At 62.8% G+C, this 13348-nt stretch carries 14 protein-coding genes; 4 read left to right on the top strand and 10 right to left on the bottom strand.

Features of this window, described 5'->3' with window-relative positions; genetic code table 11:
• Window positions 1–15: 15 nt before the first annotated feature.
• A complete protein-coding gene (locus tag PZ897_RS05590; RefSeq protein ID WP_275750664.1) occupies window positions 16–960 on the top strand; it encodes a lipid A biosynthesis lauroyl acyltransferase in 945 nt (314 codons plus the stop codon).
• Window positions 961–1063: 103 nt separating this feature from the next.
• On the opposite strand, the gene PZ897_RS05585 is transcribed toward PZ897_RS05590, so the two are convergent.
• The 5 genes from PZ897_RS05585 to cobA all read right to left on the bottom strand — a co-directional run bounded on the left by PZ897_RS05585 (window position 1064) and on the right by cobA (window position 5766).
• On the bottom strand, window positions 1064–1495 hold the full coding sequence (locus PZ897_RS05585; protein ID WP_275750662.1) for a L,D-transpeptidase: 432 nt from the start codon (window positions 1493–1495) through the stop codon (window positions 1064–1066).
• A gap of 131 nt (window positions 1496–1626) precedes the next feature.
• On the bottom strand, window positions 1627–2598 hold the full coding sequence (cbiB, locus tag PZ897_RS05580; RefSeq protein WP_275750660.1) for an adenosylcobinamide-phosphate synthase CbiB: 972 nt from the start codon (window positions 2596–2598) through the stop codon (window positions 1627–1629).
• Window positions 2595–3617 (bottom strand): threonine-phosphate decarboxylase CobD, encoded by a 1023-nt coding sequence (gene cobD, locus PZ897_RS05575; protein ID WP_275750658.1) that lies wholly within the window; start codon window positions 3615–3617, stop codon window positions 2595–2597. Before cobD ends, cbiB begins: the two co-directional genes overlap by 4 nt.
• A 5-nt stretch (window positions 3618–3622) precedes the next feature.
• A complete protein-coding gene (locus tag PZ897_RS05570) occupies window positions 3623–4924 on the bottom strand; it encodes a cobyrinate a,c-diamide synthase (RefSeq protein WP_275750656.1) in 1302 nt (433 codons plus the stop codon).
• Window positions 4921–5766: a uroporphyrinogen-III C-methyltransferase gene (gene cobA / locus PZ897_RS05565; protein WP_275750654.1), complete on the bottom strand. Its 846-nt coding sequence runs from the start codon at window positions 5764–5766 to the stop codon at window positions 4921–4923. The genes PZ897_RS05570 and cobA overlap by 4 nt, the downstream gene beginning before the upstream one ends.
• Before the next feature lie 108 nt (window positions 5767–5874).
• Between cobA and PZ897_RS05560 the strand changes: the two genes are divergently transcribed.
• The 3 genes from PZ897_RS05560 to PZ897_RS05550 all read left to right on the top strand — a co-directional run bounded on the left by PZ897_RS05560 (window position 5875) and on the right by PZ897_RS05550 (window position 8125).
• Window positions 5875–6984 (top strand): cobalt-precorrin-5B (C(1))-methyltransferase, encoded by a 1110-nt coding sequence (locus tag PZ897_RS05560; RefSeq protein WP_275750653.1) that lies wholly within the window; start codon window positions 5875–5877, stop codon window positions 6982–6984.
• Window positions 6974–7672: a cobalt-precorrin-6A reductase gene (locus PZ897_RS05555; RefSeq protein WP_275750651.1), complete on the top strand. Its 699-nt coding sequence runs from the start codon at window positions 6974–6976 to the stop codon at window positions 7670–7672. Before PZ897_RS05560 ends, PZ897_RS05555 begins: the two co-directional genes overlap by 11 nt.
• A 102-nt stretch (window positions 7673–7774) precedes the next feature.
• Window positions 7775–8125, top strand: a complete 351-nt coding sequence (locus tag PZ897_RS05550) for an MmcQ/YjbR family DNA-binding protein (protein WP_275750649.1) — start codon at window positions 7775–7777, stop codon at window positions 8123–8125.
• 13 nt (window positions 8126–8138) lie between these two features.
• Here the strand turns inward: PZ897_RS05550 and cobM are convergent, their stop codons facing one another.
• Genes cobM through PZ897_RS05525 form a run of 5 tightly spaced genes read right to left on the bottom strand, consistent with a single transcriptional unit; the run spans window position 8139 to window position 13347 of the window.
• Complete coding sequence (gene cobM, locus PZ897_RS05545) at window positions 8139–8921, bottom strand: precorrin-4 C(11)-methyltransferase (protein ID WP_275750647.1); 783 nt, start codon at window positions 8919–8921, stop codon at window positions 8139–8141.
• A complete protein-coding gene (gene cobJ / locus PZ897_RS05540) occupies window positions 8918–10768 on the bottom strand; it encodes a precorrin-3B C(17)-methyltransferase (RefSeq protein WP_275750645.1) in 1851 nt (616 codons plus the stop codon). Before cobJ ends, cobM begins: the two co-directional genes overlap by 4 nt.
• The gene (cobI, locus tag PZ897_RS05535) at window positions 10765–11493 is read right to left on the bottom strand and encodes a precorrin-2 C(20)-methyltransferase (RefSeq protein ID WP_275750644.1); all 729 of its coding nucleotides are present in this window, start codon (window positions 11491–11493) and stop codon (window positions 10765–10767) included. Before cobI ends, cobJ begins: the two co-directional genes overlap by 4 nt.
• Window positions 11490–12713, bottom strand: coding sequence for a precorrin-6y C5,15-methyltransferase (decarboxylating) subunit CbiE (gene cbiE / locus PZ897_RS05530; protein WP_275750643.1), 1224 nt, complete (start codon window positions 12711–12713; stop codon window positions 11490–11492). Before cbiE ends, cobI begins: the two co-directional genes overlap by 4 nt.
• Complete coding sequence (locus PZ897_RS05525; protein ID WP_275750641.1) at window positions 12706–13347, bottom strand: precorrin-8X methylmutase; 642 nt, start codon at window positions 13345–13347, stop codon at window positions 12706–12708. Before PZ897_RS05525 ends, cbiE begins: the two co-directional genes overlap by 8 nt.
• Window position 13348 lies beyond the last annotated feature (1 nt).

Genomic DNA, 13348 nt, shown 5'->3' with positions numbered 1-13348 from the left:
GGCCAGTAGAGCGTCATGGCAACTCCAACACGCATGGTGCTAACACGCCTCGTCATCGCTCTGCGGCGAACAAAGGACTGGCTGATCGCGCACATGATCTTCAGCCTGCTGCGGCTGATCGCGCTGTTTCCCGCCGACCCGGCGATCGGTTTCGTCGACCGGATGGCCCGCCGCATCGGACCGTTGACCCGGCGGCACAAGCTGGCATTGACCAACCTTGCCCGGGCTTACCCGGAAAAAACCGAAGCCGAGCACGAAATGATCGCCAGAGACATGTGGGGAAACATGTCCCGGCTGGCGACCGAGTACGTCTTTCTCGATCAGCTTTTCGACTTCGATCCAGAAGCCAGTGAACCTGGCCGCATCGAGGTGGAAGGCGCAGAGATTTTCCTGAAATTGCGCGACACCAATAAACCGTTCATCGTCTTCACGGCGCATACCGGGAATTTCGAATTGCTGCCGATAGCCGCTGCAAGCTACGGACTTGACGTGATGGCGCTGTTTCGTCCGCCCAACAACCCCTACATCGCCGCGAAGGTCCTTGCCGCACGGCAAACCTCCATGGGCCATCTGGTGCCTTCACGCGCGGGCGCGGCATTTGCCCTGGCACGGCGGCTCGAAAGCGGTCGCGGTGTCGGTCTGCTGGTCGATCAGAAATTCCACAAGGGCGCAAAGACCCGCTTCTTCGGGCTCGACGCTCACACCAATCCGCTGCTGGCAAAACTGGTGCGTCAGTATGAATGCGATGTCTATCCGGCGCGCTCGATCCGGCTTCCAAATGGCCGGCACCGGCTTGAGATAGAGCCGGCCATACCGATTCCGCGCCAGCCCGGCGGCGGCGTCGATATTGCCGCCACAGCACAATTGCTCAATGACAAGGTGGAAAGCTGGGTGCGCGAGCACCCAGGTCAGTGGCAGTGGTTCCATGACCGCTGGCAAATCAAGCACCTGATCAAATAGCTCGAGCCGGTTCGAACTCACCATCCGTCAGGCAACGCCGCTCATTTCAGATGATCGCGCGGCGTTGCGGTGGGCCTGATTTGCGCCAGGCCCGGTGTATGGATCAGTGTTTGACGACAATGCGGGTGTTGCTGTTGCCGGTCTTTTGCACAAGCGAAAAGAACTTTGCCGCATGTTCCGGCGCCAGACGAACGCAACCATGCGAAGCAACACGTCCGAGCCGCTTGGTATCGTAGGTCGCATGCACGGCATAGCCGCGATGATAAAACACCGCATAGGGCATCGGCGCATTGTTGTATTTGCGGGACCGGTGATGGCGTGACAGCCATTTGGCCGAATAGGAACCGGTCGGAGTCGAGTATCCCTTGCGGCCGGTGGAAACAGGCCACTTGTACTTTACCTTGCCGTTGTAGCTGACCACCATGGTCTGCGATGAAATATCCACATTGGCCACAAGCTTGGCTGCGAACGCGGAAGCCGCCGACAGCGGCAGCAGTGAAAGGGCAAGAATCCCAGCCAAAAACAGATTGCGCATATGTGTCTCCCCAATTGCCCTGTACCTGATTGTACTAGCCGAAGACCAATTTATACAGATGAGCCGATGAGTTAAAGTTAAAATGCGGTGGCAAATTCGACACTTCAAATTAACCAATTGATATAGCGGAGTTAAATGCAAAACAGAATTGACAGTAGAACGATCGTGGCAAGGCAGTCGCAGGCACGCTCGAAGACGCTCAGTGCCGCCCGTATGTCGCCCTCGCCGGCTTGCTGGCGCCCGGAAGCATTCAGGCTGGGTTCCATGACCATCTCGCCGCCATACTGACGTGGTCCGGCAAGCGCCAGGCCAAGGGCTCCAGCCATGGCCGCTTCGGGCCAACCCGCATTGGGTGAGCGATGCAGCCCGGAATCCACCAGCGCCGCCTCCATCGCGTTGCGCATGGAAGTGGTTCCCCGCGCCAGCCCGGCGCCGGCCGCGATCAGCACAGCCGACAGCCGCGCCGCGGGCCAGTTGGCCAAATCATCCAGCTTCGCCGCGCCGCGCCCGAAATCTCCGTGACGCTCATTGAGATGCCCGATCATTGAATCGGCAGTGTTGAGCATCTTGTAGGCCAACAGGCCAGGCAGACCCAAAAGCGCATACCACAGAGCCGGCGCGATGATCCCGTCCGAAAAATTCTCAGCCAGGCTTTCGATCGCGGCGCGTGAAACCCCCGCCTGGTCCAGCACATCGGGATCTCGCCCGACGATCATCGCCACCGCTGTTCGGCCTCCGGCCACCCCCCCTTCACGCAAGCCGTCGGCCACCGCGATGACATGGTCTGCAAGGCTTTTCTGCGCCAGAAAAACCGCCACCACCACCACCTCAAACGCCATTCCGGCAACACCAAGCCCGCCGAACAGGCATGCCAGAGCCCAACCGCCAAGCGCAGACAGCCCCAGCAGAAGGACAAGGACGATCCATCCCTTGCAACGGCGCAGCTTGGCGCCATCCGAGGACCGGTTGAAGCGGCTGTCGGCAAACCCGATGGCGTAACCGAAAAACACCACCGGATGACTGATCCGCCGCCAGAGCCAGTCCGGATCCCCGACAACCCGGTCGCCGACCAGGGCCAGCAGCAACACCAGCAGATGGCTCACGACACCGCTCGCGCGCCGACAATTCGCAAGGTCTCGCGGAGCCGGACGGCAGAGAGATCGTCAGGCACCAGACCGATACGGATCAGCGAAGGGCTATGATCAAAGGCGCGCACCAGGAGCTGGTGCTCCGCCAAAGCATCCCGCACCGCTGCCCCGTCGCCCACCTCGCAACAGAAAAACAGCGGCGTCTCGCCGGTGATTGACACCCGCGCCATGTTCAGCGCTGATCGCGTTATCCGGTGTGCCTTGTCCAGCTTGGCGCGAAGCTCATTGACCAGATCATCGCGTGTAAACGCATGAGCGGCGATCGCCAGCGCCGGGCCCGACACAGCCCACGGCCCCAGCCGGTCGCTGATGATGTTGGCAAGGCCTGCTTCGGCGAAGACAAAGCCCAGCCGCAGGCCGGCAAGGCCGAAAAACTTGCCGAACGAGCGCAGGACAATCAGGTTGGGTTCCACACCGGCGGCTCCGGCCATCGACAAGTCCTGCCGCAAATCGGCAAAGGCCTCATCCACAATGACCAGACGGTGACGCTGCGAGCGGGCGAAGCCGAAAATGTCATCGCGCGGCGTCACCCGCCCGTCCGGGTTGTTGGGGTTTGCCAGCACGGCCGCACTTGCCCTCGTCGCCGCAGCCGCATCAAGCGCATCGATAGGGGCAACCGCTATGTCCATCCGGCGAAAGGCCATCTGGTATTCGCCATAGGTCGGAGAGACGATGGCGACTTCCGCCGCGTTCGGCGTCAGCCAGGGAAGCTGCTGAATGGCGGCCTGAGAGCCAGGCACCGCGATCGGCACCACTGCACCCCCATAATGGCGTTTGGCCAGTTCGCAGACCCGCTGAACCTCGCCCGGGTCCGGCAAACGCCGCCAGACATCGGCCGCAAGCTCCGGCAGCGGCAGGCTGAAGGGGCTGATCCCGGTCGACAGGTCCAGCCACTCCGACGCCGTGCCACCGTGCCGCGCGATTGCCTGCGACAGCGCCCCGCCATGGGCGATGGGGTCTTCGATCGGTTTCATTTTCTCTAATCGATTCTGTCAATCACATGCATGAAGGAGCCGGCGACATTGCCGCGTCTCAGACCGGCCGCGCCAAGATCGGCACCGAGTGCATCGCGCGATGAAAACAACCGCCCGTCCGCCTCGCCTTCCGACACAATGCCGGCGTAGTGAAACTCATGCGCCGACAGCTCCATGTTCCAGAAAAAACCAGGCATCGGCACCAGGCGGCGATAACCCAGATGCCGCTTGGGCTCGGCAAAGCTGCTCACCAGCGGCAACGCACCGAGCATCTCGTGGCGCGCACCCTCCCCGTCTATCAACCCGTCGCCCAGCACCATGTAGCCTCCGCACTCGCCATAGACAGGAATGCCCCGGTCAATGGCTGCCTTCATACCCGCCTTGAAGGTTTTCGCACCGGCGATGCGACCGGCATGAAGCTCAGGATACCCGCCCGGCAGCACCACAGCGTCGCAACCGGCGTCGGGGGCTTCATCGGCCAGCGGCGAAAAGAACGACAATTCCGCCCCCCGCCTCTGCCAGCCAAGCAGCATATGATCATAGGCGAAAGCGAAGGCGATGTCCCGCGCCACCGCGATCTTCTGCCCTGGTGGCGGAAGCCGCGGAATATTTGCCGGAGACGGCTTGGGGAGCGCCCTTTGCGCCAGCCTCAACAGCTTGTCGAGATCAATGCGGCTCTCCATCATGTCGGCCGCATCATCGATCAACGTCGCCAGCTGATCGTTCTCACTGGCCTGCACCAGTCCCAGATGGCGCTGCGGCAGCCTCAGTTTTTCGTTTCGCGGCAGCGCCCCGATCACGTCGATGCGGGCTTTCTCGAGTGCCTGGCGCAGCATGCCTTCATGTCGTGCACTGCCGACCTGGTTGAGAATGACACCTGGCACCAGCACGTCTGGATGGAAATTGGCAAATCCGTGCGCCAGCGCCGCCACCGAATGTGACATGCTGGCGCAATTGATCACCAATATGACCGGCAGTCCGAGTAACCCTGCAAGATCACCAGCCGAACCCGAGCCGTCCGCTGCACCGTCAAACAGACCCATCATCGCCTCGATCAAAAGCATGCGTCCGCCCTGCGATTGCAGCGATGCATTGGCCAAGAGCAGATCACTGCGCATCGCCCACGGATCATAATTGAGACAGGACCGGCCGCTGGCGGCGGCATGAAAGGCCGGATCAATATAGTCCGGCCCCGCCTTGCCAGGTGCCAGCGCCACGCCGCGGCGCTTGAACGCCCTGAGCAGGCCCAATGTCACAGTTGTCTTGCCGGCGCCGGACTGGGGCGCGGCAATCATCAAACCGGTCATGCGGTATCTTTCTGCGCCTCGGCGCGGTTTCCAAGCGGGTCTGCGGTCAGCACCCTGCCGGCGGCGGCTCCCATCCAGTCAAGCGCCGACCGGAGTCGCACCACTTGTCCGACAACAACGATGGCCGGCGGTTGCAGACCGGACGCCGCAACATCGACCGCAGCGCGGCCAAGCGTCGTCTCGAGCACATTCTGCGCGGCGGTCGACGCATCGGTGACGAAGGCCACCGGCTCATCGGCATCACGTCCCGCGTCGATCAGGCGCGCGGCAATGGTCGAAATATGTTTCATCGCCATGTACATCACAATCACCTGGCTGCCGCGCGCCACGCCGACCCAGTCAATCCGGTCGGGCACCAGGCCGGACGAATCGTGCCCGGTCAGAAAGGTCACCGTGTGGTTGGTGTCGCGATGGGTCACCGGGATCCCGGCATAGGCAAGCCCGCCGATTCCGGCGGTGATCCCCGGCACGATCCGGAACGGAATGTGATTCTCGACCAGCGTCAATGCTTCCTCCCCGCCTCGGCCGAAGACAAACGGATCACCGCCCTTGAGCCGCAACACGCGATGCCCCTCGCGCGCCAGCTCGACCAGCCGCAACGAAATGTCACGTTGTTTGGCCGAGGGTTTGCCGCCGCGTTTGCCGGCATATTCGAGGCTGGCTCCGGTTCGTGCCAGCTTGAGGCAATCGGCGTTGACGAGCGCGTCATGAATGATCACGTCAGCCTGGCTGAGCGCATTGGCGGCATGCAGGGTCAGCAGGCCCGGATCGCCCGGCCCGGCTCCCACAAGCCAGACCTCGCCCGGCTCCATCTGCGGCAGATTGTGTTGCCAGTCAGTCATGCTATTCCATTCATTCAACCGACGCTCTACCGTCAGGCCCCGAGGGTTACACCCGTATCAATCACACTCTATAACGGCAACAGGCAAGACACGATCAAGAACTGCGACATGGACGCTGGCGAAAACGAAATCCGGATGGAAAAACCCGCCACGGCGCTGCGCCGCGGCTGGACCACCGGCGCGTGCGCAACAGCCGCCACCAAGGCCGCATTGACCGCGCTGCTTGCCGGGGACTTTCCCGATCCGGTGACAATCACCCTGCCCAAGGGAGAACAGCCATATTTTCCGCTCGCCCGCGAGGCGCGCAGTGATCAACACGCCATGGCCGGCATCATCAAGGATGCGGGCGACGACCCTGATGTCACCCACGGCGCGCTTGTCATGGCAAGTGTACGCCGTTTGCCCGAAGGCGCGGGCATTGTCTTCAGGGCCGGTGACGGCGTCGGCACCGTCACCAAAGCCGGCTTGCCGATTGCTGTAGGCGAAGCCGCCATCAATCCGGTTCCCCGCAGGATGATGACCGAGGTTGTCACAGCCCTCTGCAGCGCACATCGGATCTCGCCCGACATCGAGATCGAGATCGCCATCGAGAATGGCGCTGAACTGGCGCTGCAGACCTGGAACCCGCGGCTGGGTATCATCGGCGGGCTCTCGGTGCTCGGCACCACAGGCATCGTCCATCCCTATTCCTGCGCCGCCTGGATCCACTCGATCCATCGCGGCATCGACGTCGCCCGCGCCGAAGGATTTCCGCATGTACTCGGCGCCACGGGCTCGACCTCGGAAAAAACCGCGCAAAGTTTTCACGGTCTCCCCGATGTCGCCTGTCTCGACATGGGCGATTTCGCCGGCGGCCTGCTCAAATATCTCCGTGTTCATCCGGTGCCGCGCCTGACCATCGCCGGCGGTTTTGCCAAGCTGAGCAAGCTCGCCCAGGGCGCACTCGACCTGCATTCGGGCCGCAGCCAGGTCGACATGCAATGGCTGGCCGGACAAGCTGAAACTCTGGGCGCTCATGTGGAATTGAGGGAGCGGATTCTGTCTGCCAACACAGCGATGGAAGTGCTTGAATTGACTCGAGATCAGGGACTTGATCTCCCGGCCGCCATCGCCGCCCAAGCCCGCACTGTGACACTCGATACATTGCGCGGCGCGCCGGTCGCAGTCGATGTCATGGTCACCGATCGCGCCGGAGCCCTGCTTGCCCATGCCAGCTGACAGCCAATCGCGTGAGACCATTCTGATCCTGGGTGGCACGGCGGAAGCTGCAAAGCTGGCAAGCCAACTGGTCGCGGCAAAACCCGGGGCCCGGATCATCACCTCGCTGGCCGGCCGCACAAGAGAACCTGCACCGCTGGAAGGCGAAGTCCGCAGCGGCGGCTTTGGTGGTGTCGAGGGGCTCGCCTCCTATCTGCAGGAAAACTGCGTCACCCGTCTCATCGACGCCACTCATCCGTTTGCCCGCCAGATCAGCGCCAACGCGATTGACGCCTGCAAACTCGCCGGCGTGCCGCTCGAGATCCGGACGCGAACGCCGTGGGTCAGGCAGCAAGGCGACAACTGGATAGAAGTCGAAACACTGGAACAGGCGCGTGACGCGATCCCGCCCCGCGCCCGCGTGCTGCTGGCCTTGGGCTCGCAACATATCGGCCTGTTTGCCAGCCGCGACGACGTGCATTTCGTCGTCCGCATGATCGACCTGCCGGAGACCCCTCTGGAGCTCCCCGACCATGCTCTGGTCCTGGGCCGTCCCGGCGACAGCGCAGCGGTGGAGACACTGCTGCTGATCGCCCATTCGATCAGCCACATCGTCTGCCGCAATTCAGGCGGCAAGGCGTCCTACGCCAAGATCGAAGCGGCACGGCAGTTGGGGCTGCCGGTGATCATGGTCGGGCGAGAAGTCTAAAATTTTTTGGCTGCCGATGGCTTTCCGCATTTTGGTTGCAGCGGTTGCCGCACGCCTGATGCCCATGGCAAAATGGGCCCGATTGAACAGGGAACCAACCCCGTGAGCCGCCAAACAGTCAATTCCATATGCGCAAGTTTGCCAGGCGCCGAAGTGTCCGACCCCTGGGGTGGAGGCCACGATGCCTGGAAGATCGGTGGCAAGATGTTCGCCTCGATCGGCGCTGTGACGCCAGGCGTCGCGATCAAGACCGATAGCGTGGAAACCGCGACAATGTTGATCGAAATGGGCGTCGGGACCAAAGCGCCGTATTTCCATCGTTCATGGGTGTTGCTGCCGTGGGATATGGAGCCCGGCGAACTCCGCGACCGCATCTTCCAGTCCTATTGGCGCGTCCGCACAGGCCTGCCAAAGAAGCAACAGGCCGAACTGCCGGATTATTCGCCGGAGTGAGGCTCAGTGCGGCTCAAGCGGCCTTCACCTTCTTCTTCTTTCCGACATTCCTGAGCACATGCGAGTACTCGGCATTGTAGAGATCACTGTCGCGAAAACTGACATCGCCAAACACCTTTCCGACCATGATCAGCGCCGTGCGGGTGATCTTGTGCTTGCGCACCTCTTCCTTCATGCCCTCAAGCGTGGTGCGAATGAACAGCTCATCCGGCCAGGTGGCGCGGTAGGCAATCACCACCGGGCAGTCGGCACCATAGTAAGGTTCCAGCGACCGCCGCACATAATCGAGATTGCGGATCGACAGATGGATCGCCAGCGTCGCCCGCGATTGGCCGAGAATTTCCAGCTGTTCGAATTCCGGCATCGACGACGCCTTCATCCCGGTGCGGGTGATGATGATGGTCTGGGCGACTTCCGGCAACGTCAGTTCGGTGGCGAGCCGTGCCGCCACGCCGGCAAAGGCCGGCACACCGGGCACCACTTCATAATCGATCTCAAGTGCATCCAGCCGCCGCATCTGCTCGGCCACCGCACCATAGATCGCCGGGTCGCCCGAATGTACCCGCGCCACATCCTGACCGGCTTCATGCGCTGTTTTCATGTCGGCAATGATCTCGTCGAGATGCATCGGCGCGGTGTCCTTGACCAGCGCAGTTTCCGGCGCCGCGTGGACGATCTCTTCGGGTACCAGCGAACCGGCATAAAGACACACCGGGCAGCGCTCAATCAGCTTCAATCCACGCACGGTGATGAGGTCGGGTGCGCCAGGTCCGGCGCCGATGAAATAGACGGTCATGCCGCGTCTCCTGAAACGATAGATGTCATGGCGGTGCCTTGCTTGCGGGCGTAACCGCGCGGTGTGTAGACCCAGGTCCTGCCGTCGCCGGTGGCAACCGTCGAGGAGTTGGATGAGCCGACCACGACCACGGTCAGCATGTCGACATCGTCGACTTCGAGTGCACCCAGCGGCACGATGCGGATCAGCTCGCCGTCTCGGCCCAGATTGGTCGCAAGAATCACCGGCGTCGAGGCCGGGCGATGCTCGAGCAGCGTGTCGCGCGCCCAGGCCAGTTGGGTGCGGCGCTTCTTTGACACCGGATTGTAGAACGCGATGACGAAATCACCCTCGCCCGCCGCAGTGACCCGGCGCTTGATGTCTTCCCACGGCGTCAGCAGGTCCGACAGCGAGATGGTGCAGAAATCATGCCCCAGCGGCGCACCGGCGCGCGCGGCAGCTGCCTGCAACGCCGAGATGCCGGGCGAGACCGCAATCTCGATCCGCCGTGCCTCTGCCGTCAGGCCCTCGGGACCATCGGCCTTGTCGAGCAGTTCAAACACCAGCGTCGCCATGGCGTAAATCCCGGCGTCACCGGAACAGACCAGCGCCACCGACTTGCCCTTGCCGGCGAGCTCCATGGCGTGACGCACCCGCGCCTCTTCCTTGCCGAGATCGAAATCATGCCGCGCCTTGCCGCTGGCCAGCGGCCCGAGCAGATCGAGATAGAGCGAGTAGCCAACCAGATCCGTCGAAACAGAAACCATTTGCGAAACCTCTGGCGAGCGCCAGCCATCAGACCCCGGCCCGATGCCGACCACCATCAATTTGCCCCGCGCCCTGCCCGGCAGATTGGCGGTCGTGAACGGCGCCGTCGCGCGCGCGATGGCGCAGGTGGCGCGGCGGCTCTTGCGCTTTTCCGCAACCAGCTCGCCAGCTGCACCGACTGCCGCCAGTGCCGCGCCCTCGGACACACCATGGCATCCGACTTCGGCAAAGACGATGTCGGAGGGGTGTTTCAGCCGCGGCGTTTCCGCTTCAAGCGTTGCCGCATCAAAGAACCGGGCCGGGCAACCAAAATGGCTCGCCACATGGTGCACTGCTGCCTCGTCGGCCTTCACGTCGATGGAAGCCACAAGCCCCACCGATGCGGGCGACAGACCCGACTGAGCCAGGCTATCGAGCGCAAGGCCCAGAGCTTCATCACCATCAGCGCCGCGCTCGCATCCGATCCCCAGCACCAGAGATTTGGGATGGTAAAGCAGACCATCCGCCGGGACGGGGATTGCACGATCTGACGCCACCAACGCGATCTCAGCATCCGCTGAAAGTTCCAGCCCGCTTTCCGCCAGCCATAGCGCTTCCCCCTCAAGCCGCACGGAACTGCCGGCCACCAGATCGGCCATCACCTGCTTGGCGTTTTCCGGATTGGCTAGAACCCAGCCTTCCGGCGGCGCATCCAGCGCAACGCCGAATTTGAGATCGCCCGCCGTGGTGATGGCGGCGAAACCTTCAATCCGATCCGCGATCTTGCGCGCCAGATCATTGGCCCCGTGATGGCCGCCAAGCAGGGGAATAACCGCAGACCCGTCTTCGGCAACAGCGATGACCGGCGGCTCGCTCATCTTGTCATTAAGGTGTGGCGCCAGCAGCCGGATCACCGCCCCCGATGCCATCAGCGCGACAATGGTTCGGCCGTCACGAAACAGCCCCCCCAAATGTTGGTCTGTCTCCGTAAAGGTTACGTCAACGGTTCCGGTGATACGCCGGGCCAGTCCATGCACTTCGCCACCGGTTGCAGCAGCGATGCGCCGCGCCATTGGCAAGGCAGCCTCGGAGAGAATGAGAATGGCGGCAGATGTGGTCATGCTTTGCTCCCGGGCAGGGTCTGGATCCAGTCCTCGCCGCCCTTGTAGATCAGGATCATCGAAAAATAGGGGGCGGTGTCTTCTGCCACCTCCGCAAGCGGCATCAGGCGTTCCGCCTCGAGGGAAACCCGCTCGACATAAAATGCATGAGGCAGCAGATTCATTTTGCCAATTAGCGCGCGCAAGCGGTTGAAATGCCTGCCTATCTTAATGATCGCTAATGCATCTGACGCGTTGATTCTTTTTGTGAGCTCTTCGTTGCCAAGTGGCCCCGGCAGAACGGTGAGCACATCGTTGCGCGCCGCCAGCGGCCGACCGGCCGCACTGGCTGCAGCCATCATCGAAGAGACACCCGGAACCACTTCGGTCGGGTACTTGGCCGCCAGCCGCTCGAATACATACATGAACGAGCCGTAGAAGAACGGATCTCCCTCGCACAGCACCGCCACGTCGCGGCCAACATCGAGATGCGCCGCAATTTCGACGGAGGCCTTGTCATAGACGTCGCGCGCCGGAAACCGGTCGGTCCGCATCGGCACCACAATCGGTATTTCCATCTGGCCGCCGGGCAGATGCGGGGCGGCGATGGCGCGGGCAAAACTCGGGCCCGTGTCGGGCGCAGGCCAGGCGATCACCGGAACCCTTTGCAGGATCTTGTGCGCCTTCAACGTGATCAGATCGGGATCGCCCGGACCAAGTCCGAGCCCGTACAATTTACCGGTCATGCCTGCTCCTTGGTCACCGACCAGAGCGTCACGGGCATCATCGGCTTCCAGCCGAGGTAGCGGCCGACCGGTTCGGCACGGCTCACCTGCAGGCGGATCAACTCGCCGCCATGCACTGCGTGCAGCGCGAACAGTCGCGCCTCACCTTCCACCGTCACCGCATTGGCAACCATGCGGCCCGAGGGCTTGAGCGCGTCCCATGCGGCCTCAAAGACGCCGTCATGCGAGACGCCGCCGCCGATGAAAACCGCATCCGGACTTGCAAGATCGGCAAGCGCATCTGGCGCCGTGCCTGCGATGATATCCAGCCCCGGCGCACCCAGGGCGATGGCATTGCGTGCCATCATGGTCCGGCGCGCGTCGCTGGCTTCAATGGCGATCGCCTTGGCGCCCCGGGCAGCCCGAATCCACTCGATCCCGATTGACCCGCACCCCGCACCGACATCCCACATCAGTCCTCCGGGAACAGGGCCTAGCCGGGCCAGCGTCATCGCCCTGACCTCCCGCTTGGTCAATTGCCCGTCATGCTCAAAAGCCTCATCTGGAAGGCCCGGAACGGACGGCAGCAGCACCGTTCCCGGCTGAGTTTCACATTCAATTGCCAGCGTGTTGAAATCGGCGAAGTTCGGCTTGTCAGCAGCAATCCGGTCGGCGCGCAGAACCTTGCTGCGCTCATCCGGCCCGCCGATATGTTCAAGCACATGCATCGCGGACCGGCCATAGCCGCCCGCGCTCAGGATCTGGGCGGCCTCGATCACCGTTTGGCCGGTCGAGGTCAGCGCAAGGATCCGGTTGCCTGGCTGGACATGTGCGGCCAGCCCGTGCACCGAGCGCCCATGCAGCGATATCATCGCCACGTCCTGCAGCGCCCATCCAAGCCGTGCGGCGGCCAGGGAGAAGGCCGAAGGCGACGGGATCACCCGCATCTCCGCAGCATCCATGTGACGCATCAAGGTGGCGCCGACGCCAAAAAACATCGGGTCGCCGGTGGCGAGGATCGTCACCGGCGTTCCGCGCCGCGCCATAACAAAGGCGAGTGTTTCCTTGATGCCGAAGGTCCAGGCAATGGTTTCGCGCCCGCCGCAGTCAATCCGCGCCAGCACCCGCTCCGGTGCAATGATGGTCTGCGCCGCCTCAAACAGCATTCGCGCCGGCGGTGTCAGACTGTCGAGACCATTGTCGCCGATGCCGATGATGGTCAGCCACGGAGCCTCAGCCATGCCCTTCAAGCCCTCCGGCAATCGCGTTGACAGCCGAACTGGCCAGCGCACTGCCGCCACGACGGCCTTTGACCGCGAGAAACTCGACTCCGCGCGGATTCGCAATCAGCGCGTCCTTGCTTTCCACCGCGCCGACGAACCCCACAGGTATGCCGAGTATCGCTGCCGGCCTGGGCGCTCCTGCATCGATCAGTTCGAGCAGCCGGAACAAAGCCGTCGGTGCATTGCCGATCGCAATCACCGCACCCGCCATCCGCTCGACCCACAGATCGACCTGCGCCGCAGACCGGGTGGTCGCATCGCGCGCCGCGATCACGCGCACCTGCGGCTCATTGAGCAGGCACAGCACCTCGTTGCCGGCAGGCATCAGCCGGGTGATTATACCCTGACGCACCATTTCCACATCACACAGCACCGGTGCACCAGCCTGCAGCGCAGCCCGCGCGGATGCCGTCAGTTCTGATGAGACAACGATATCAGCAGCCAGATCCACCATGCCGCAGGCATGGATCATCCGGACCACCACCTCCTGGGAATCGGCATCAAACCGCGCAAGATCGGCCTCCGCGCGGATGATGGCGAAGGACTTCCGGTAGATTTCAGCCGGATCGCGGATGGGGGCGGAGGCAACCATG

The organism is Hoeflea sp. YIM 152468, from assembly GCF_029210485.1.
In the GTDB taxonomy this organism is placed as follows: Bacteria; Pseudomonadota; Alphaproteobacteria; order Rhizobiales; family Rhizobiaceae; genus Hoeflea.
The sequence above is the reverse complement of the archived record's forward strand: the minus strand, read 5'-3'. Positions and strand labels throughout refer to the sequence as shown.